An 18,818-nucleotide genomic window follows, 5' to 3' on the forward strand; every position below is an offset into this window, starting at 1 on the left:
GACGGCAGTGCCGTTTTGTTTACTCATTTTTTGGGCTTGACGGGTTTGACCGCTGCGGGTTTTTCGGTTGGGCTTTCCGGCTTTTTCACCTGTTTATCCGGTGCGATCTCGGTCAGCAACTGCTCCAGCAGTTTGCTGCGAGAGGCGATGTGATGATCGAAGCGCCAGTCTTTCAGTAGATCAATGGCGACGTCGAAATAACGCATGTCGATATCGTAGAGCAGGCTTAGATCGAAAGAGCGGCCCATTTCCAATGCGGTCGCCAGTTCCTTGAGCACTTGCATTTGCTGCGGGTCGTGTCCTTCTTCGATGAAACGGCGTATTTTTTTGGCGGCATTCATGGGGGAAGCTCCCTTGTTGGCAATGTGCCTATCTTAGCCAATGTCGTCGGGGCTGTAACTTGCATTGGCGCAAAGCCGGACCGTCTCGCCGCTTTCCCCCCTCTACTGTGTTGTTCCTTTCTCGAATACCACCCAAAAGAACTATTTCGATTAGATCGTTTTTCCTTGTCCTTGCCCACGTCTGGCGAATGGGTTTTCCTTCACGCCGGCAGTATGGTGTGAATATGGAATTGGACTGGTCGGCCGCCTGGTCGCAGAGGGAGAAAAGATGACATCCGCGGCATATAAGCAGTACTCGGTGCTGGCCGTCAGCACTTTTGCTTTCACCGTCTGTTTCATGGTTTGGATGATGATGGGCGTGGTGGGCATTCCCGTGAAGCAGCAGCTGGGTCTGAATGAGACCGAGTTTGGGATTCTGGTGGCGATGCCGGTCTTGTCCGGCTCGCTGGTGCGGGTGCCGTTGGGCATTTGGACCGATCGTTATGGCGGTAGGGGTGTTTTGTTCTGCCTGATGCTGAGCACGGTGCTGCCGATTTACCTGATGGAGTACGCCTCCCAATATTGGCATTTCTTGCTGATTGGTTTGTTCATCGGTTTGGCCGGCGGCAGCTTCTCCGTGGGTACGCCCTATGTGGCGCGTTGGTTCGACGCGCGGCATCAGGGAATGGCGATGGGGGTGTTCGGAGCGGGCAACTCAGGCGCGGCGGTGAACAAATTCGTGGCGCCGGCTTTGATCGCGCTGGGCGGCTGGACGCTGGTGCCTCAGGTTTACGCCGGGGTGATGCTGGTCACGGCGCTACTGTTTTGGTTTTGCAGCCATCACAGCCCTGCGCATTTGAGCGGCGGAGGCCAGCGTTTCATCGATCAATTGCGGGTGATGCGCGACCCTAGGGTTTGGCGCTACTCACAGTATTACTCGGTGGTGTTTGGCGGCTATGTGGGTTTGTCGCTGTGGCTGACCAAGTACTTTGTAGGCGAATACGGCTTTGATATGAAAACCGCCGCCTTTCTCGCTGCCTGTTTTTCCTTGCCCGGAGGCGTGCTGCGTGCGATCGGCGGCTGGATGTCGGACCGCTTCGGCGCATACCGCACGACGTGGTGGGTGATGTGGGTGTTGTGGGTGTGCTTCTTCATTTTGTCCTATCCGCAGACTCAGATGGTAGTGGCCACCGTCAAGGGGCCTTGGAGCTTGCATATCGGTCTGAACTCGGTGTTGTTCACTGCGATTTTGTTCATCGCCGGCGTGGCGATGGCCGTGGGTAAAGCATCGGTGTTCAAGTTCATCGCTAATGATTTTCCAGACAACATCGGCGCGGTGTCCGGCGTGGTGGGGCTGGCCGGCGGCTTGGCCGGTTTCGTGTTGCCGATTTTGTTTGGCGTGCTAGTGGATCTGGCGGGGGTGCGTTCCAGCTGCTTCATGTTGCTGTACGGCACAGTCTGCGTCAGCTTGGTCTGGATGCATTACTCGTTCAAGCCGGTGGCGGAGGAGGGCTTGCGCCGGGCTGTGGCTGGTCGTTGAGTGTGAGTTGAATGGCGGTGCTTTGACGCGAGCCGCCTTTAAAAGATTGTCAAATAGCGCTGGTCTGGCCATGACTCGGGCCGGCGGGGAGGGTTGAGTCATGTCTTATGTCATCAAACGGTGGGAGCCGGAAAACGCCGAGTTCTGGCAACAGAAAGGTCAGAGCATTGCACGGCGCAATTTGTGGATTTCGATCCCGTGTCTCACGCTGGCTTTCGTTATTTCAGTATTGTGGAGCGTGGTGACTTTGAACCTGCCGAACGCGGGGTTCAACTACACCAAGGATCAACTGTTCTTGCTGACGGCCTTGCCCGCGCTGTCCGGCGCGACCTTGCGCATTTTCTATTCCTTCATGCCATCCATTGTCGGGGGGCGTAAATGGACGACCTTGTCCACCGCCTCGCTGTTGATCCCGGCGGTATGGCTGGGCTTTGCGGTGCAGGATCCGACGACGTCTTATCCGGTGATGCTGGCGATCGCCTTGCTGTGCGGGTTGGGCAGCGGGAATTTCGCCAGTTCTATGGCTAATATCGCTTACTTTTTCCCCAAGGCGCAGAAAGGCGCGGCGAACGGTTTGAACGCCGGTTTCGGCAACCTCGGCGTGTCCTTGGCTCAGTTTGTGATTCCGTTGGTGGTGACTGGCGGCATGTTCGGCGCCTTTGGCGGTGATGCGCAGCATTATGTCAAGGATGGGGTGGAGAAGAGCCTGTGGTTGCAGAACGCCGGCTTCGTCTGGGTTCCCTTCATCGTCTTGGCCACGGCGGCTGCTTGGTTCGGCATGAATGATTTGGCCGACGCCAAGGCTTCGTTTACCGAGCAGGCCGTGATTTTCCGCCGTAAGCATAATTGGCTGATGTGTTGGCTGTACATTGGCACTTTCGGCAGCTTCATCGGTTTTGCCGGCGCCTTCGCTCTGTTGACCAAAACCCAGTTTCCTGAGGTGCCGGTGGCCAAGTTCGCTTTTATCGGCCCCTTGCTCGGCGCTCTGGTGCGTCCTATCGGCGGTGTGATTTCCGACAAGCTCGGCGGCGCGCGGGTGACGCTGTGGGTGTTCGCGGTGATGGCCTTGGCTGTGGTGGGGGTGTTGCATTTTCTGCCCGCGCATGACGCGACCGGTCAATTGAGCGGCGGTAGTTTTGCCGGTTTCTTCTCCATGTTCCTGTTGCTGTTCACCATGGCCGGCGTGGGCAATGGCTCGACTTACCGAATGATTCCGACCATTTTCACTACGGGCCGGCTGCGTGCTGCGGCAGGCCGAGGCGAAGAGGCGCGCAAGCAGGCCGAGGCGGATGGGGTTAAGGAATCGGCCGCGGCCGGCGGTTTCATCAGCGCTATAGGCGCCTATGGCGGCTATTTCATTCCGCAAAGCTTTGGCGCGTCAATGAAGGCGACCGGCGGGGCGGAGCCGGCGCTGCTGTGTTTCATTGTTTTTTATATCAGCTGCATGGTTTTGTGCTGGTGGTTCTATGCTCGCAAGAACGCTGAAGTGAGTTGCTGATAAGCTAAGGTGGGAAGCAGAGCCGGCGGGGCGTCAAGACGATGCCTCGCCGGTTTGTCGTTTATCGGCTGGACGGGGATGGCGGCGGCTTGGTTTGCGTTTGGGGCGGGGCTAAGCTCGGGGAGCGCTCAGGGTAGTTTGACGATGTAGTTGGGCCCGCCTTCCCGCGCTTTTTGCAGGGCTTCGTTCAAGCGTTCCAGCATGGGTTTGGGGGTGTTTTCACTGCCGCGCAGAGCGCTTAGTCCGACGCAGGCCGCCGCTTTGCGTTCTTCTCCCTGGTACACGAAACTCAACTGGCGCAGCGATTTGATGAGTCTGCGAGCCAGTTCGTTGGCTCCGCTTACCCCGGTGTTGGGCAGCAGAATGATGAAGGCGTCGTCTTCTCGCCGGGCTACGAGGTCGCTGTCGCGCGTGCTTTGCAGGCAGAGGCTGCTGGCGAGGCGCAACAAGTGGCGATGAGCCGAACCTTCGTCAAGCTCCGGCATCGGTTCCGGCACGTTCATCAAACTGAGGATCAAGCCGGAGACGGCGCCGCCGTAGCGACGCGCGCGGCCGGTTTCGGCGTGAGCGGCGGACAACAGGCGGTGCATGCCGGCCACGCCGGTTAGCTTGTCGTCATCGGTCAGTTTGTCTTCCGCGCGCAGGCTTTTCATCAGGCTGATCGAGCGCTCTACTAAATTACGCTCAAAATCCAGCAACTGGCTCATCACCTTGGTCTCTGTGCGGTCGCTGAAGCTGTAGATCAGCATGAGCGCGCCTTCCAACTCCACCTCGCGCAGCGATAGCTGTACCTCGAAGCAGCGACCGCCGCTGGCTTGCAAGGTTAGCGAGCGGTTGTAAATCATGCTGGTGCGGCGCAGTTCGCCGGCCAGTAGTTCGGCGTCGGCGGGGTCCGGCAGGAAACGGGAAAAAGGTTGTCCAATCAGGTCGCCGTGCGGAGTGGCCAGCAGGATGGCCGCCAACTGATTGGCGCTGACGATCTGGCCATCGGCGGGAAGCGCGATGATCAGGGCGCCTTGTACGGTGTCGATCAGCGATTGAAAGGCTTGCAGTATCGCCATAGGGCTCTCCGTAAGTCGTGTGAGGCCGGCGAGTTCGCATCAGGCGTGGCCAGACACGTAGCAATGGGGCCGCTGTCTAAAAACCTGTTCAAAGTCCGCTGCGCTTCGTGAAGCGTCGCACGGTGAGTGCAAGCTCAAAATGCTCGTGTACCACTCGACCATTCCGCTGTCTCGGCCGTTTTCGCCTTGTCTCGCCTTAGCTCGCGAGATCGTTAACACGTTCTAAGTGTATTCCCTGAGTACAGATATTTCATGCTCAACTTGTTGGCCGGGACTTGGCTTGCTTATCTTTGCCGGGAAATGACCGTGCTTATCCTGGAAATCAGAATTAATTGCCTGCGTACGCTGGAAATTGTCATCAATCATGGTAAATTCGTGTTTGTACGCAAAATACACTAGCGAGAACCGTAGTCCGTCGCCACCCCTGACGCGGCTTTCGGCCCGCCCACACGGCGGTTTTCTCTCCCTTGCCCGGCTTGCCGGGTCCCTTCCGTTCGCTCCCGGGCTTCATGATCTGGCCTGGCGCGGGCAGCGCCTTGTCGGCGCAAAACAGCACCTTTGCCGCTGCGGCGATCGCGTTTGGGCGCGGGCGTCGATTTCGGCGATTCAAAAACAAATATTCGGACAAAGAAGCAGACTGCATTATGGCAAGATCACAATGGGGCTCGCGCCTCGGTTTCATCCTCGCCGCCGCCGGCTCGGCCATCGGGCTGGGGGCAATCTGGAAATTTCCCTACGTCGCCGCAACCAATGGCGGCGGCGCCTTCTTGTTTATTTACCTCGGCATCTGCCTGACGCTGGGCCTGGCGCTGATGCTGGCCGAAATGGCGCTGGGCCGCGCGTCCAAGGCCGGCGCCGTTGGCGCCTTCCGCCAGCTGGCAGGCGGAGGCTGGCCCATCATCGGCTATATGAGCGTTTTGGTGTGTTTCCTGATTCTGTCTTTCTATAGCGTGGTGGGTGGCTGGACCATCGCCTACATCGTCAAGGCGCTGGGGGGCGGCATTATGACGTCGGACGCCAAGACCCTGGGCGCCATTTTCAGCGGCTTCATCAGCGACCCGCTGGAGCCTATCGCCTACCATGCCGGCTTCGCCTTGTTGACCGTGTGGGTGGTGGCCGGCGGTGTGCAGAAGGGCATCGAGAACCTATCGAAGTTTCTGATGCCGGCCTTGTTTGTGCTGATGTTGGTGTTGATTGCCCGAGGCCTGACGCTGCCCGGGGCTTGGGACGGCGTGAAGTATTTCGTGGCCCCGGACTTTTCCAAGGTCAGCAGCGCCATGTTGGTGGACGCGCTTGGCCTGGCTTTCTTCTCGCTGTCGCTGGGCCTGGGCATCATGATCACCTACGGCTCCTATGTGAGCAAGGAATCCAATCTGCTGGGGTCGGCGTTGTGGGTGATCCTGCTGACGGTGGCGACGTGCTTCCTCGCGGGTCTGATGGTGCTGCCGGCGGTTTTCGCTTTCGGTTTCGATCCGTCCGCTGGTCCGGGCCTGACCTTCATCACCATGCCGGCGGTGTTCGCCCATCTGCCGTTGGGCCAGCTGTTCGCGGTGATGTTCTTCTGCCTGCTGCTGCTGGCGGCGCTGACCTCCTCGGTGTCCCTGCTGGAGGTGGTGACCAGTTTCGCGATCGACGAGTTTGGCCTCAAGCGTGGCCAGGCGGCCTGGGTGATGACGCTGGGGATCTTCCTGCTGGGCATTCCGGCGTCCTTGTCCTTGGGGGTGTGGAGCGAGTACCAGTTGTTCGGCATGGGCTTCTTCGATCTGCTGGACTACCTGACCTCCAAGCTGCTGATGCCGCTGGGTGAACTGCTGCTGGCCTTGTTTGTTGGCTGGAAGGCGTGGCCGGTGGTGCGCCGCGAGCTGGCCGGCGAGGGCGCCGGCCGCCGCATGCGGTTGATGCGCGGCTTCTGCATGGCGATGGCGCCGGCTTTGATCGGCTGGATCATGGTGGCCAGCCTGCGCGCCGGTTAACCCGGTCTGAGCGCTCGCTCATGACGAGCCCGCCGCGAGCAGCGGCGGGCTTTGCGCTACACTTGCGGTTTTATCGCCTCATCGCAAGGAGCCGGCGTGAAGTCCTCTCTTTCCCTGGTCCTGGCAACGCTGATGTTGACCGGCTGCGCCGCGACCACTCCCACGCCGGTTTCGGCTCCCGTTTCCGAACTTCCCGCGCCGGTCCCGGCGATGACGCCCGAAGCCAGCGCGCCGCTGGCGACCCCGGCGCCGCTTGTCACGCCGCCTCCGTCAGCCGGCAAGCCGGCCAGCCGTCCGGCGGTCACGGACGCGCAGGGCGGCGAACTGCTCAACCGCTTGCTGCCGGCCGGCATTCCGGATCGCAAGGGCTGGAACGCCGACATCATCGGCGCGTTCAGCCATCTGAAAATTCCCTACACGCCGCAATACTTTTGCGCGGTGCTGGCGGTGGCCGAGCAGGAGTCCGGCTTCAGCCCGGACCCTGTGGTGCCGAATCTATCCAAGATTGTTTGGGGCGAGATCGAGCAGCGGCGGCAGAAATACCTGATTCCTGCCTTCGTGGTGGACGCCGCGATGCAGAAGAAGTCTCCGGACGGCCGCAGCTATAAGCAGCGGGTGGACGCGCTGCGCACCAAGCGCGAAATGAATGCGCTGTTTGAGGACATGGTGCGCGAGCTGCCGTTCGGCCAGACCATCTTCGAACACAAGAATCCGATTCGCGATGGCGGGCCGATGCAGGTCAGCGTGGCGTTCGCGGAAACCCATGTTCGCGCCTGGCCCTATCCTTATCATTATGCTGGCAGCCTGCGCGACGAAGTATTCACCCGGCGCGGCAGCGTGTACTTCGGCAGCGCCATCCTGCTGCAATACCCGGCGCCTTACAGCCAGATGGTCTACCGCTTCGCCGATTACAACGCCGGCCGTTACGCCAGCCGCAACGCGGCTTTCCAGCAGGCGGTGGCCCGTCTCAGCGGCCGCAAGCTGGCACTGGACGGCGACATCATGCTGTACAGCGACAAAATGAACCGTGCGCTGTCCGGCGAGACCAGCGAAACCCAGAAAGCGCTGCTGGCCATGTCCGGCCGGCTGGGCATGAGCGCGGACGAAATGCTGCGCGACCTGCGCCAGGAGAAGCTGTCCGGCTTCGCCCAGACCGCGTTGTACCAGAAAGTCTTCGCGCTGGCCGGCGCTAGGGCGCCGCGCGAGATCATGCCGCAGATCGTATTGGTCAGCCCCAAGTTCACTCGCCGCCTGACCACGGAGTGGTTTGCCCGGCGCGTGGATGGCCGCTATCAGAACTGCCTGGCGCGCGCGGGGGCTTAGAGCGTGTTTACGATCTCGCGGGCTAAGGCGAGACAAGGCGAAAATGGCTGAGACAGCGGAATGGTTGAGTGGTACATGAGCATTTTGAGTTCGGTTTCAACGCCGTATCGCGGACGAGCAGCAGATCGTAAACAGGTTCTTAATGCCGTTGGGCTTGCCTTGCCCGGCCACCTATAGTTAGAACGGGTTTGCGATCTCGCGAGCTCGCGCGAGACATTGAACAGGTTCTAACTGCCCTCCATCTCCAAGGCGGGGCCTTCGTCCATGCACGCGAACAGGAGTCCCGATGCGCGTACATCTGAAGCTGGCGCACAAGCTGGCCTTGCTGATTGCTCCGCTGGTGCTGCTCTTGTTGTGCGGGGCCCTGTGGCTTGCCTTTGAGCAATGGAGGACGGTCCAGGCTTTACAGCGCGATCAGGCGCTGGCGGACAATGTGCAGAAAGTGGGGGAGCTGATCCACGCGCTGCAGATCGAGCGCGGCCTGAGCAACCGTTATCTGAACGAGCATAAGCCGATGCCGGCGGCCTTGCCGCGGCAAAAAGCGCTGGCCGACGCCTTGCTGGTCCGCTTGCGTCAGCAACCTGCCGACGAACTGTCGCGCAAGGCGGGCTTGTTTTTCTCCCAGCAGTTGCCAACCGTGGAGATGCTCTCTACTCTGCGGCGCGATGTGGCGCAGCGCCACATTTCGCCATTGCCGGCGTTTGAGCGTTACACCGAAGTCATCGAGCGGCTCTCCAAGGTCATCACGCTGTTCTACTCGCAAAGCGAGGACGTGCGCGCATTGGTGCAACAGTGGTCCGCCTTGCATTGCCAGACGGAGTACACCGGCCGCGCGCGCGGCTTGATCGGCGGGGTGTTGGCGGTGGGCAGTTTCAATATCAACGAATTCCGTCTGGTCAGCGGTATGGTGTCGCAGGAGGCGCTATGCCGCAGCCTGTACCGGCAGAGCGAGGGTGACGAGCGCTTGCTGGACCGGGCGCTGAACGCTAGCGGCGCGTACGAATCGCTGCGCGACGCGGTGCTGGCGCGTGGTCCGGGCGCGATGCAGAGCTTGTCGAGCGAGGAATGGTTCGAGGTGGCCAGCCGGCGTATAGACGCGCTGCAGGAAGTGCAGAACGCGGTGTTGGCACGGATTCGAGACGCACTGGCGGCGCAGCAGTCCGCTGCGCGTTGGCAAAGCTGGCTGGCCTTGGCGGTATTGGCCGGGGTGCTGTTGCCCATCGCCGCCGCATTGCTGCTGGCGCGCAGCATTCTGCGGACCTTGGGCGCGGAGCCGGATGAAGTGGCGCAAGGCATGCGCGAACTGGCTGGCGGCCAGCTGGACTTCCGCCTGCGGCTGGCCTCCTCCGACGACGATAGCCTGGCTGCGCATATTCGCCAGATGGGGCGGAAGCTGAGCGGGGTGATTCTGCAGGTGCAGCAGGACGCGGACGCGGTGGCCAACGCCGCGCTGCAATTGAACAGCGCTTCGCAGGGTTTGTCCGACAGCGCTTGTCGCACTTCCTCCGATATCGAGCAGACCAGTCACGCGGTGGACGAGATTGCCGGGCAGATGTTCGCGATGGCCCGCGATGCCAGCCTCAGCGGCGACGTGGCCAGCGAAGCCGCGCGCCAGGCGGAGGAGGGCAGGCGGGTTGTCGGCGAAACCATAGAGGCGATGCACGTGATCGCCCAGCGAACCGACATCATCGACGACATCGCTTATCAGACCAATTTGCTGGCGCTCAACGCCGCCATCGAAGCTGCGCGCGCAGGCGAGCTGGGCAAGGGCTTTGCCGTCGTGGCCGATGAAGTGCGCAAGCTGGCGAAGCGTAGCCAAGCCGCGGCCAAGGAAATCGGCCAGGTGGCGGCGGGCAGCGTGCGGCTGGCGGAGGCGGCGGGCAAAAGCCTGAGCGCCATTGTCGAATCCAGTCAGCAAACTCGGCAACTGGTGCGGGATATTTCCAAAGAGGCCGTGGTCCAGGCGCAGCACGTGGGCGGCATCAACCAGGTGATGCAGGGGCTGAGCCAGCTGTCTCAGGGCAATGCCGCCGCCAGCGAGCAATTATCGGCGGCGGCGCAGGAGGTGTCGCAACGCGCCGGCAGCCTGCGTCGGCAGATGGCTTATTTCCGCCGCCCAACCGACGGCTAGCGTACTTCGCGCATGTCGTCGCGCTGGACGCGCAGCCGCACTGGCGCGCCGTCGGCCAGCAAGTCCGCCGGATTGCGGTTCAGCCGGTCCACCTGCAGCAGCGCGCCGGCGCTTTCCACCTGATAGCGGACGATGTTGCCCAGCAGCTGGCGTTGCTTCACCACCGCCGGCAAGCTGTCCGTTTCCGCGCTGTCGCCGGGCAACAGTTGAATGGACTCCGGGCGGATCGCCAGATGGCCCTGGATTTCCAGGCCGAACAGCGCCCGGCTGTCGCCGACGGACAGTAGATTGTAATTGCCCATGAAGCGGGCGACGAACTCGGTGGCCGGCTGGGTGTAGATGGTTTCGGCCGCGCCTTCCTGCTCCACTTTCCCCTGGTTCATCACGAAGATGCGGTCGGACAGGGTCAGGGCCTCTTCTTGGTCGTGGGTCACGAAAATAGTGGTTAGCCCCAGCCGGCGTTGAATGTCGCGGATCTGCTCGCGCAGATTCTTGCGGATGCGCGCATCCAATGCCGACAGCGGCTCGTCCAACAGCAGAATGCGCGGTTCCACCACCAGCGCGCGCGCCAGGGCCACCCGCTGGCGTTGGCCGCCGGAGAGCTGATGCGGATAGTGGTTCTCCTTGCCGGACAGCTCCACCAGCGCCAGCGCCTCCGCTACCTTGCGGCGGATGTCGGCGGCGTCGCGCTTCTGCATCTTCAGGCCGAAGGCGATGTTCTCGCCTGCGCTCATATTGGGAAATAGCGCATAGCTTTGAAACACCATGCCGATGCCGCGTTTTTGCGGCGCGCAGGCCGTGATGTCCTCGCCTTGCAGGCGGATGGCGCCGCCGCTGGGCGTCTCGAAGCCGGCGATCATCCGCAGCACCGTGGTCTTGCCGCAGCCGGACGGGCCCAGGAAAGTGACGAACTCGCCCGCCTCCACCCTCATATTGAAGTCGTGCACCACCGTGTGCTGGCCGTAGCGTTTGTGCAGATTTTGGATGTCCAGGTATGCCATTGTGGGGTTCTTTCTTATTCCGAGGCGGTGGCATCGCGCAGCGCGCGACGGTGACGGCCGGCCACCTGTAGCAGGCCCATCGCCGCCCAAGTGATCAAAAAGGCGATGATGGCCAGCGCCGCCGGCTCGTAAGCGCGGTTGGCGCCGATCAACTGCAGATAAGGGCCGAAGGCCGGCCGCGCCAGCAAGCTGGCCATGGTGAACTCGCCGATGACGATGGCGAAGGTCAGAAACGCGCCGGACAACAGCGCGGACTGGATATTGGGGAAGATCACCCGCAGCAGAATCACTCGCCAGCCGCCGCCCAGGCTTTGCGCCGCCTCGGCCAGAGATCGCACATCGATGGCGGACAGGCCGGCGTCGATGGAGCGGTATAGATAGGGTAGGGCCAGCGTCACGTAGCTGCAGACCAGCAATAGATCCGTGCCGCGCTCGCTGCCGGTCAAGGGCAGCCAGGCATCGCTGCCGAACAGCCGCAGATAGCCGAAAACGATGACGATGGCCGGAATCACCAGCGGCAGCAGGGTGATGAACTCCACCAGCGGACGCAGCCGCGGTAGCCGGAGTTGGATCCAGAACGCTGTGGGCGCCACCAGCAGGATGCCGATGACGATGGTGAATAGGGCCATCAGCGCGGAATAGGCGAAGCTTTGCTGAAAGCCCGGATCCTGCAGCACCAGTTTGTAGGCTTCCAGGCTGTAACCCTCGCGCAGCATCTTCAGGCTGAATTCGAAGGTGGCCAAGAGCGGCAGAAGGAAGTACAGGCCGCCGGCGATGACCGCGATCCAGGTGCCCAGACGCGACGATGGTTTGTGGGCTTGCTGGTGTTTCATGCCCGGCTCCTTTCCGCGCGGCCGCGCAGCCAGATATAGGCGGCGTTGGATAGGCCGGTGACCACGATCATGCCCAGCGCCAGCGCGTAGCCCAGGTTCTGATCGTGCAGCACGTCGCCGCGGATTTGCGCGTACAGCAGGATGGTGACGATGTTGAGCGAACTGCCGGTCAGCGCGTAGGCGGTGGCCACCGCGCCGAAGGCGTTGGCGAACAGCAGCAGCGCCGCGCCCAGGATGCTGGGCCACAGCACCGGCAGCGCGATGCGGCTCCAGTAGGCGAAAGCGGAGCCGCCCAGGCTGTCGCAGGCTTCGCGCCATTCGGTTTTGAGGCCGTCGATGGCTGGGCTGACGATCAGCACCATCAGTGGAATCTGAAAGTACAAATAAGTCAGGGTCAGGCCGCTGAAGCTGAGAATGCTGAAACCGCCGGCATAGAGATCGAAATCCAGGTAGCGGCGCAACAGCACCGTCACCAGGCCCATGCGGCCCAGCGTGGCCAGAAAGGCGAAGGCCAGCGGCACGCCGGCGAAGTTGGACGCCACGCCGGAGAAGGTGGCCAGCGTCGGGCGAATCCAGCCCGGCAGCCGGCCGCGGATTGCCGCGAGGGCCAGCAACAGGCCGAAGACCGCGCCCAAGAGCGCCGAGGCGGCGCTGATCTGCAGGCTGATCTTGTAGGCGTCGAGAATTGCCGGCTCGAACAGCCGGGCGATGTTGTTCAGCGTGAAATGGCCGTCGGCGTCCTGGAATGCTCCCAACAACAAGCGAGCGGTGGGCAACAGCAGGAACAGCAGCGCAAACAGAAAGAACGGCGCCACGCCCAGCCAGGACAGCGAGACGAAGCCGCCGCCGGCGCGGCGCGGCGACGCCGGGCCGGCACGGCCGGCGAGGGAGTTGGAAGATGCGGACATGAGGGCGTGTTTCCAAAGAGAGCCCGCGCGCGGCGGAAGCGCCGCGCGCCAATCAGGGCGAAACGGCTTATTTGACGTTGCTGCCCACCAGGCTGTCCCACTGCTTGGTGATCACCGACTTGTACGCCTCTTGCTGTTCCAGCGTGGGGAACAGGGCTTTCTTATAGGCGGCGGCGTCCGGCATCCGGCTCAGCAGGTCCTGTGGGATTTTCTTGCGGGCGGCCAGATCGTTGAAGCGGGTGGGGTGGCAATACCCCTTGAGCCAGGCCAACTGGCCTTCGTCGGAGAACAGGTATTCCTGCCACAGTTTGGCCGCGTTGGGGTGCGGCGCGTAAGCGCTGATGCCCTGGGCGTAAACACCCGCCACCACGCCGGTTTTGGGCACCACCACCTCCACTTTGGGATTGCCTTTCAAGGTGTCGCGGTCGGCCAAGGCGTTGTAGTCCCAGCGGATCACGATGGGCGTGCTGCCCTGGGCCAGCGAGGCAGCTTTGCCGATCACCGGCACAAAATTGCCGTTCTTGTTCAGCTGCGCGAAGAATTTGAGGCCGGCGTCGGCGGCCTTGGCCACATTGCCCTTGGACTGGGACAAGCCGGCGGCGAACACGCCCTGGATCGCTTGGTTGGCGGCGCGTGGGTCCCCGGCCAGCGCCACCGCGTTCTTGTATTCCGGCTTTAGCAGATCGCTCCAGTCGGTCGGCGTTTTGCTTACCAGGTCCTTGTTGACTTCGAAGGCCAGCACGCCGTAGTAATCGCCATACCAATAGCCGTCTTTGTCCTTGACGCTGTCCGGAATGGTTTTCCAATTGGACACTTTGTATGGCTGAAGCAGACCCGCGGCCTTGGCTTGCGGGCCGAAGGACAGGCCCACGTCGATCACGTCCGGCGCCTGCGGGCCCTTATTGCTCTTGTTGGCCTTGATTGCCTCCAGTTCGTCGGCCGAGCCGGCGTCTGGATTCAGTTCGTTCACTTTGATGCCGTACTTGGCCTTGAAGCCGGCGATCACGCCGCCGTAGCCGCACCAGTCATGGGGCAGGGCAATCACGTTCAGCTCGCCTTCCTTCTTGGCGGCCTGGATCAGCGCGTTCAGGTTGTCGGCAAAAGCGGTATTGGCCAGCAGGGCCAGAGCGCCCAGCACGGCGCAGCGCAACGGTTTGTTCATGGCATCCATCCCTTTGGACTAGGTCAAATAAAAACGATGCTGATGGTATTCCGCGTAGATGACATTCCGGTTTACGACGCATGGCAATTTGATTGCAGATTGGTGACGAATCAGCGGAGGAACTGCCATAGCCGTTTGCGGCAGTTAATTTCCTTGTCATTTTTTGTTGGTAAAAAGCCGGCGGAGACCTGATTGTTGGACTAGTCCTGATGCCTGAACCGAAACCGCTTTCCCAGGCCGCGCGGATACGCGCGGCCTTATTGCAGCAAATCGAGGGCGGCTTGTTGCGGCCCGGCGGTCGTTTGCCGTCGGAGCGCGCGCTGGCCGAGCTGTTCGCCACCACTCGCATTACCTTGAAAGAGGCGCTGGGCGTGCTGGAAGCCGAGGGGCGGGTGTATCGCGAAGAACGGCGCGGCTGGTTCGTTGCCTTTCCGCGCCTGGAATACGCGCCGCTCTATGGCAACCATTTCCAACAAATGGCCGACACGCAGCAACGGGCGGCGGAAACCCGGCTTTTAAGCGTCGAGACCGTGCTGGCTTCGCCCGAATTGTGCCGGGCGCTGGAGGTGCCGCCCTTGAGCTCTTTGTGGAAAATATGCCGTCAGCGCAGCCTGGACGGGCGAGTGGCGTTATACGTGGAGCACTTTCTGCGGCCGGAGCGTTTTCCGGACATCCAGTGCCAGGACCTGAGCCAATCGTTGACCGGGCTGTATCGCCATCGTTACGGCATCGAATACGCGGCCGCGGCTTTCGACATCCTGCCGGCCGCGGCGCAGGGGCGTGTGGCCCAGGCGCTGATGCTGGCCGAGGGGAGTCCGGTGCTGTTGATACGGCGCATCAATCGCGATGCCGCCGGCGCTGCGCTGGACTGCGATTACGAATACTGGCGGCATGATGCGGTGCGTCTACGCGTGGACAGTCCTGCCGCCGAGGCTGCGAATTGAGCTACCATCGCGGCATTGGACACTGTTTACAGGAGATCTCATGAGCCGAGTTTTAGTGTTGTACACCGGTGGCACCATAGGCATGACCGAAACCCCGGACGGTCTGGCGCCGTCGCCGGGCCTGTTGCCGGGCCTGTTGGAGCGCTTTCGCCGTCCCGGCCTGGATTTCGACGTGGTCGAATTTGACGAGTTGATCGATTCCTCCGCCATCGAGCCTCGTCACTGGAACCGCATCATCGCCGCGTTGGCCGAGCGTTATGGCGACTACGACGGCTTCGTCGTCATCCACGGCACCGACACCATGGCCTATACCGCAAGCGTGCTGGCCTTCGCCCTGCGCGGCCTGGCCAAGCCGGTGGTGCTGACCGGCGCGCAACTGCCGTTGCTGCATCCGCGCTCCGACGGCTGGAACAATGTGGCCGACGCGCTGGAAGCGGCTAGTCAGCCTGAACTGCATGAGGTCGTCATCGCCTTCGATCGCCTGCTGCTGCGCGGCAGCCGCGCACGCAAGCTGGACGTTGAGCATTTCGCCGGCTTCGGCTCGCCCAACGCGGAGCCGCTGGCTCGCTTCGCCATCCATCCGCATTGGAACAAGGCGGCCTGGTTGCCGGGGGAGGGAGAATTTCAGCCAAAGGCGCTGCGCGAAGATCTGAGTATCGCCTGCCTGTTCCTCAGCCCGGGTCAGGGGGCTGCGCTGGCTGGCCGCCTGTTGGCGGACCCTGCCTTGGACGCCGCGGTGCTGATGAGCTACGGCAGCGGCAACGCGCCGGCAGATCCGGCGCTATTGAATGGCGTGAAGGCCTTGACCGCGCGGGGCGGCGCGGTGCTCAACATCACGCAGGCGCCGAGGGGGGCGGTGGAAGTGGGCGCTTACGCCGCCAGTCAGCCGCTGGCGCGCGCCGGCGCGGTGGCGGGGGCGGACCTGACGCCGGAGGCGGCGCTTGCCAAGTTGCACGTGTTGCTGTCCGCCGGTCTTAGTGGCCCGCAACTAGGGGCGCAACTGGCCCGGCCCCTGCGCGGCGAGATGAGCGCGCATTAAAACGCCGTTCACTACTCGGGCTGCTCATTTTTTGAGCGGCCTTTTTTTGTGTCGGTTTTTCAGGGCCTTGTCGCGTTTGTCCACAGCTCGCCCACATGGCTTTGCACCTTGGGTGTGGGCAAGCAGCAGGGTGACCGACGGCGGCCAGCCATGGCCGGAACTGGTGTTTTCTTACCGCTATGTCATGAGGGGGTGTGCTGTTTTGCCTAAAAAATAAGCGGCGGAAAATGCGCTTGGCGGAACAAGGACTTGGCTGTCTTATCCACAATTGTCCCACATGGCTTTTCACGCTGGATGTGAGTAATCCAGTGATTTGCCTGTTTTTTGATCAGCACGGACAAATCCATTTCACGGCAAGGGCTTAGCTTCCTTGTCCACAGTTGGCGCACAGGGCTGTCCCCTCTGCTTGTTGAGAACAGCTGTCCGGCTGTTGATAGCGCGGCAAGCGGCGTATAATTGACCGCTTTTCCGTATTTTGAAAGCAGCGGTATGTTCAAGGGCGCGACACGGCCGTTGAAGATCGCCATCGTAGGGCCGGAGTCTTGCGGCAAGACCACGTTGGCGCGCGCGCTGGCGGTCGCGTTGAATGCATCGGGCATTGCCGCCGCCTGGGTGCCGGAATACGCGCGCGACTATTTCGCCACGCGTCCGTATCGTTCCACGCCGGAGATTATTGAGGAAGTGGCGCGAGGACAGTTGGCGGCGGAACAGGCATTGGCCGCCGACGTCCAAGTCTTGTTGTGCGACACCACCGCATTGAATTGCAAGATCTGGAGCGAGGTGGCGCATGGGCGCTGCAGCCCGGGCTTGTTGGAGCTGTACCGGCTTGGCGATTACGCCTTGACTCTGCTGGCCGAGCCGGACATTCCCTGGGAGCCGGATCCGCTGCGCAGCCACCCGACTCAACGCGACTGGTTGTTCGGGCTCTACCGGCAGGCGCTGGAAGAGGCGGGCATTGACGCCACCAGGGTGAGCGGCGCGCACGAACAGCGCATGGCCCAGGCGCGGGCAGCGCTGGCCGCGATTTGGCCGGGTGAATTGCCTAAATTTTGACCGGTAAGAAGAAAGCGCTGGAAATTCAGCAAATTGCCGCAATTATCCACAACAGGCCCACAAGCTTGTCCTGCCATGGCGTGGATAGATGTCGGCAATAGATTAAAAAATAAGCGACAGTAAAAAGGCGTGAAAAATGAAGGCGCTGCGGTTCTTGTCCACAGCCCGCTCACAGCCCTGTCCCAATCGAGTGTGCAAAAATGAATGAAACCTTTGAATTGAGCGGCGAATACATCGCCTTGTGCGACCTGCTGAAAATCTGCAATGTTTGCGATTCCGGCGGCGCCGCCAAACATTTCATCGCCGAAGGCAATGTGCGGGTGGACGGTCAGGTGGAACTGCGCAAGACCTGCAAGATCCGCGCGGGTCAGCAGGTGAGCGGCGACGGCTTTTCCATCCGCGTCGCGGCGCCATGAACGACGACGACTTCGACCCGCCGCCGGAAGCGCCCGAGCCCCCGCCGGATGACGCTTGCTGCGGCAGCGGCTGCGACCCGTGCATCTGGGACAGTTATAACGCGCTGATGACGGAATACCGCGCCAAACTGGCAGCCTGGGAACTGCGCGAAGCCGCGCGCCAGGCCGCCGCCAACGGACAATGAGCATGGCCAGCATCGATCTGCATTTCCACTCCCACGCTTCCGACGGCGCTTTGCCGCCGGAGCAGGTGATCGCGCGCGCCGCCGAGCGCGAAGCCACGCTAGTGGCGCTGACGGACCACGACTGCACCCACGGCTTGGCCGCGGCGCGGGCCGAGGCGGCGCGGCGGGGCCTGGCCTTCCTCAACGGCGTCGAGGTTTCGGTCACCTGGGGCAAGCACACCGTGCACATCGTCGGTCTGGGCATTGATCCGGAACAGGAGACGCTGGCCGCCGGCCTGCAATCCATCCGCGACGGCCGCGTCAACCGCGCGCGGCAGATGTCGGATGAACTGATCAAGGTGGGCATACAAGGTGCGTTCGAAGGCGCGATGGCGCTGTGCGACAACCCGGAAATGATAGGCCGCACCCATTTTGCCCGCTTTCTGGTCAATAGCGGGCAGGTCAAGGACGTGCGCACCGTGTTCCGTAAATTCCTGACCCCGGGCAAGCCCGGCTACGTGGCGCACGAATGGGCCAGCCTGGAGGACGCGGTGGGCTGGATCCGCGCCGGCGGCGGCGAGGCGGTGATCGCCCACCCTGGCCGCTACGATATGGGCCGTACCTTGATCGAGCGGCTGATCAACGACTTCAAGTTGGCCGGCGGCCGCGGCATCGAAGTGGCCAGCGGCAGCCATAGCCTTGACGATATGCACAAGTTCGCCTTGTTGGCGGCCCGTCACGAGCTGTACTCCAGCGCCGGCAGCGATTTCCACGCGCCTGGCGAGGGAGGCCGCGACGTCGGCCGCACCGACGACCTGCCGCCGATCTGCAAACCCATTTGGGACGCGCTGGCCGCGCGCATCATTCACCCGGAGACCCTCGCATGAGCTTGAGCACCAGCGCCTATCTCGCTACCAGTCTAGATGGCTTCATAGCGCGCGCAGACGGCGCGCTGGACTGGTTGGAGCAAGTGGCCTGTGAAGACGAGGACTACGGCTACGCCGACTTCATGGCGACAGTGGACGTATTGCTGATGGGAAGCGCCACCTTCCGCAAAGTACTGTCGTTTCCCGAGTGGCCCTATGTCGGCCTGCGCGTGGTCGTGGCCAGCCGTAGCCTGCAGCCGGCCGATATACCGGCGGCGCTGCGCTCGCAGGTGGAATTAAGCGCCGCGGCACCCCCACGCCTGCTGGCGGATCTACGGACTTCTGGCGCACGCCATGTCTATGTGGACGGTGGCCGGCTGGTATCCGCTTTCCTGCGCGCCGGTCTGTTGGACCGGCTGATTCTCAACCGAGTGCCGGCGCTGCTGGGGGCCGGTATTCCGTTATTCAGCGGCCTGGATGGCGACATCAGGCTGCAACACCAGAGCACGCGGGCTTATGCCAGCGGCCTGTTGCAAAGCAGCTATTTGATCAATCGCGCGGCGGAAGCCGCAGAGCAGCTCTGAGG

At 62.2% G+C, this 18,818-nt stretch carries 19 protein-coding genes; 12 read left to right on the top strand and 7 right to left on the bottom strand.

All coding sequences use genetic code 11. From position 1 onward, the window contains the following. Positions 1–23: 23 nt before the first annotated feature. Positions 24–341 (bottom strand): hypothetical protein, encoded by a 318-nt coding sequence (locus ACUXV1_RS10410; RefSeq protein WP_019103283.1) that lies wholly within the window; start codon positions 339–341, stop codon positions 24–26. A 268-nt stretch (positions 342–609) separates the two neighbouring features. Between ACUXV1_RS10410 and ACUXV1_RS10415 the strand changes: the two genes are divergently transcribed. Continuing rightward, entirely contained in the window at positions 610–1,860 is a 1,251-nt protein-coding gene (locus ACUXV1_RS10415) for an MFS transporter (protein WP_446015361.1), read from the top strand. A gap of 100 nt (positions 1,861–1,960) precedes the next feature. Next, entirely contained in the window at positions 1,961–3,358 is a 1,398-nt protein-coding gene (locus ACUXV1_RS10420) for a NarK family nitrate/nitrite MFS transporter (RefSeq protein WP_081556058.1), read from the top strand. 128 nt (positions 3,359–3,486) lie between these two features. Here the strand turns inward: ACUXV1_RS10420 and ACUXV1_RS10425 are convergent, their stop codons facing one another. Further along, complete coding sequence (locus tag ACUXV1_RS10425) at positions 3,487–4,419, bottom strand: sensor domain-containing diguanylate cyclase (protein WP_114154770.1); 933 nt, start codon at positions 4,417–4,419, stop codon at positions 3,487–3,489. A gap of 644 nt (positions 4,420–5,063) precedes the next feature. Between ACUXV1_RS10425 and ACUXV1_RS10430 the strand changes: the two genes are divergently transcribed. The 3 genes from ACUXV1_RS10430 (at position 5,064) to ACUXV1_RS10440 (ending at position 9,846) form a co-directional block, all read left to right on the top strand. Then, positions 5,064–6,392 carry a sodium-dependent transporter gene (locus ACUXV1_RS10430; RefSeq protein WP_043641099.1) on the top strand — a complete coding sequence of 443 codons (1,329 nt, stop codon included), beginning with the start codon at positions 5,064–5,066 and terminating at the stop codon, positions 6,390–6,392. Positions 6,393–6,488: 96 nt separating this feature from the next. After that, on the top strand, positions 6,489–7,715 hold the full coding sequence (locus tag ACUXV1_RS10435; protein ID WP_231138229.1) for a DUF1615 domain-containing protein: 1,227 nt from the start codon (positions 6,489–6,491) through the stop codon (positions 7,713–7,715). Between the two features lie 286 nt (positions 7,716–8,001). Next, on the top strand, positions 8,002–9,846 hold the full coding sequence (locus tag ACUXV1_RS10440; protein ID WP_446015363.1) for a methyl-accepting chemotaxis protein: 1,845 nt from the start codon (positions 8,002–8,004) through the stop codon (positions 9,844–9,846). On the opposite strand, the gene ACUXV1_RS10445 is transcribed toward ACUXV1_RS10440, so the two are convergent. The 4 genes from ACUXV1_RS10445 to ACUXV1_RS10460 form a co-directional block, all read right to left on the bottom strand. Next, positions 9,843–10,847, bottom strand: a complete 1,005-nt coding sequence (locus tag ACUXV1_RS10445) for an ABC transporter ATP-binding protein (RefSeq protein WP_114154764.1) — start codon at positions 10,845–10,847, stop codon at positions 9,843–9,845. The genes ACUXV1_RS10440 and ACUXV1_RS10445 overlap by 4 nt on opposite strands. 14 nt (positions 10,848–10,861) lie before the next feature. After that, complete coding sequence (locus tag ACUXV1_RS10450) at positions 10,862–11,680, bottom strand: ABC transporter permease (protein WP_446015364.1); 819 nt, start codon at positions 11,678–11,680, stop codon at positions 10,862–10,864. Then, positions 11,677–12,588: an ABC transporter permease gene (locus tag ACUXV1_RS10455; protein ID WP_019103275.1), complete on the bottom strand. Its 912-nt coding sequence runs from the start codon at positions 12,586–12,588 to the stop codon at positions 11,677–11,679. Before ACUXV1_RS10455 ends, ACUXV1_RS10450 begins: the two co-directional genes overlap by 4 nt. 67 nt (positions 12,589–12,655) lie before the next feature. Then, positions 12,656–13,750 (bottom strand): ABC transporter substrate-binding protein, encoded by a 1,095-nt coding sequence (locus ACUXV1_RS10460; protein WP_446015365.1) that lies wholly within the window; start codon positions 13,748–13,750, stop codon positions 12,656–12,658. Between the two features lie 209 nt (positions 13,751–13,959). Between ACUXV1_RS10460 and ACUXV1_RS10465 the strand changes: the two genes are divergently transcribed. Then, a complete protein-coding gene (locus ACUXV1_RS10465) occupies positions 13,960–14,694 on the top strand; it encodes a UTRA domain-containing protein (protein ID WP_194426832.1) in 735 nt (244 codons plus the stop codon). 40 nt (positions 14,695–14,734) lie between these two features. Next, positions 14,735–15,733, top strand: a complete 999-nt coding sequence (locus tag ACUXV1_RS10470; RefSeq protein WP_446015367.1) for an asparaginase — start codon at positions 14,735–14,737, stop codon at positions 15,731–15,733. A 206-nt stretch (positions 15,734–15,939) separates the two neighbouring features. Here the strand turns inward: ACUXV1_RS10470 and ACUXV1_RS10475 are convergent, their stop codons facing one another. After that, complete coding sequence (locus ACUXV1_RS10475) at positions 15,940–16,332, bottom strand: hypothetical protein (RefSeq protein ID WP_446015486.1); 393 nt, start codon at positions 16,330–16,332, stop codon at positions 15,940–15,942. Between ACUXV1_RS10475 and ACUXV1_RS10480 the strand changes: the two genes are divergently transcribed. The 5 genes from ACUXV1_RS10480 (at position 16,223) to ACUXV1_RS10500 (ending at position 18,816) form a co-directional block, all read left to right on the top strand. Beyond that, entirely contained in the window at positions 16,223–16,786 is a 564-nt protein-coding gene (locus ACUXV1_RS10480) for an AAA family ATPase (RefSeq protein WP_446015369.1), read from the top strand. The genes ACUXV1_RS10475 and ACUXV1_RS10480 overlap by 110 nt on opposite strands. A gap of 200 nt (positions 16,787–16,986) precedes the next feature. Next, positions 16,987–17,202, top strand: coding sequence for an RNA-binding S4 domain-containing protein (locus ACUXV1_RS10485; RefSeq protein WP_019101809.1), 216 nt, complete (start codon positions 16,987–16,989; stop codon positions 17,200–17,202). Further along, the gene (locus tag ACUXV1_RS10490) at positions 17,199–17,387 is read left to right on the top strand and encodes an oxidoreductase-like domain-containing protein (protein ID WP_019101808.1); all 189 of its coding nucleotides are present in this window, start codon (positions 17,199–17,201) and stop codon (positions 17,385–17,387) included. Before ACUXV1_RS10485 ends, ACUXV1_RS10490 begins: the two co-directional genes overlap by 4 nt. A 2-nt stretch (positions 17,388–17,389) precedes the next feature. Beyond that, positions 17,390–18,253: a 3',5'-nucleoside bisphosphate phosphatase gene (locus tag ACUXV1_RS10495; RefSeq protein WP_043594597.1), complete on the top strand. Its 864-nt coding sequence runs from the start codon at positions 17,390–17,392 to the stop codon at positions 18,251–18,253. Next, the gene (locus ACUXV1_RS10500) at positions 18,250–18,816 is read left to right on the top strand and encodes a dihydrofolate reductase family protein (RefSeq protein WP_043594594.1); all 567 of its coding nucleotides are present in this window, start codon (positions 18,250–18,252) and stop codon (positions 18,814–18,816) included. The genes ACUXV1_RS10495 and ACUXV1_RS10500 overlap by 4 nt, the downstream gene beginning before the upstream one ends. Positions 18,817–18,818: the final 2 nt, after the last annotated feature.

The organism is Chromobacterium sp. W521 (genome assembly GCF_052805975.1).

Coding starts and splice junctions, on each gene's coding strand:
- ACUXV1_RS10410 (WP_019103283.1), bottom strand. CDS start 341: ATGAATGCCGCCAAAAAAATACGCCGTTTCATCGAAGAAGGACACGAC.
- ACUXV1_RS10480 (WP_446015369.1), top strand. CDS start 16,223: ATGTTCAAGGGCGCGACACGGCCGTTGAAGATCGCCATCGTAGGGCCG.
- ACUXV1_RS10460 (WP_446015365.1), bottom strand. CDS start 13,750: ATGAACAAACCGTTGCGCTGCGCCGTGCTGGGCGCTCTGGCCCTGCTG.
- ACUXV1_RS10465 (WP_194426832.1), top strand. CDS start 13,960: ATGCCTGAACCGAAACCGCTTTCCCAGGCCGCGCGGATACGCGCGGCC.
- ACUXV1_RS10440 (WP_446015363.1), top strand. CDS start 8,002: ATGCGCGTACATCTGAAGCTGGCGCACAAGCTGGCCTTGCTGATTGCT.
- ACUXV1_RS10475 (WP_446015486.1), bottom strand. CDS start 16,332: ATGCCCGATGCATTCAACGCGACCGCCAGCGCGCGCGCCAACGTGGTC.
- ACUXV1_RS10425 (WP_114154770.1), bottom strand. CDS start 4,419: ATGGCGATACTGCAAGCCTTTCAATCGCTGATCGACACCGTACAAGGC.
- ACUXV1_RS10485 (WP_019101809.1), top strand. CDS start 16,987: ATGAATGAAACCTTTGAATTGAGCGGCGAATACATCGCCTTGTGCGAC.
- ACUXV1_RS10450 (WP_446015364.1), bottom strand. CDS start 11,680: ATGAAACACCAGCAAGCCCACAAACCATCGTCGCGTCTGGGCACCTGG.
- ACUXV1_RS10455 (WP_019103275.1), bottom strand. CDS start 12,588: ATGTCCGCATCTTCCAACTCCCTCGCCGGCCGTGCCGGCCCGGCGTCG.
- ACUXV1_RS10470 (WP_446015367.1), top strand. CDS start 14,735: ATGAGCCGAGTTTTAGTGTTGTACACCGGTGGCACCATAGGCATGACC.
- ACUXV1_RS10495 (WP_043594597.1), top strand. CDS start 17,390: ATGGCCAGCATCGATCTGCATTTCCACTCCCACGCTTCCGACGGCGCT.
- ACUXV1_RS10420 (WP_081556058.1), top strand. CDS start 1,961: ATGTCTTATGTCATCAAACGGTGGGAGCCGGAAAACGCCGAGTTCTGG.
- ACUXV1_RS10415 (WP_446015361.1), top strand. CDS start 610: ATGACATCCGCGGCATATAAGCAGTACTCGGTGCTGGCCGTCAGCACT.
- ACUXV1_RS10430 (WP_043641099.1), top strand. CDS start 5,064: ATGGCAAGATCACAATGGGGCTCGCGCCTCGGTTTCATCCTCGCCGCC.
- ACUXV1_RS10490 (WP_019101808.1), top strand. CDS start 17,199: ATGAACGACGACGACTTCGACCCGCCGCCGGAAGCGCCCGAGCCCCCG.
- ACUXV1_RS10500 (WP_043594594.1), top strand. CDS start 18,250: ATGAGCTTGAGCACCAGCGCCTATCTCGCTACCAGTCTAGATGGCTTC.
- ACUXV1_RS10445 (WP_114154764.1), bottom strand. CDS start 10,847: ATGGCATACCTGGACATCCAAAATCTGCACAAACGCTACGGCCAGCAC.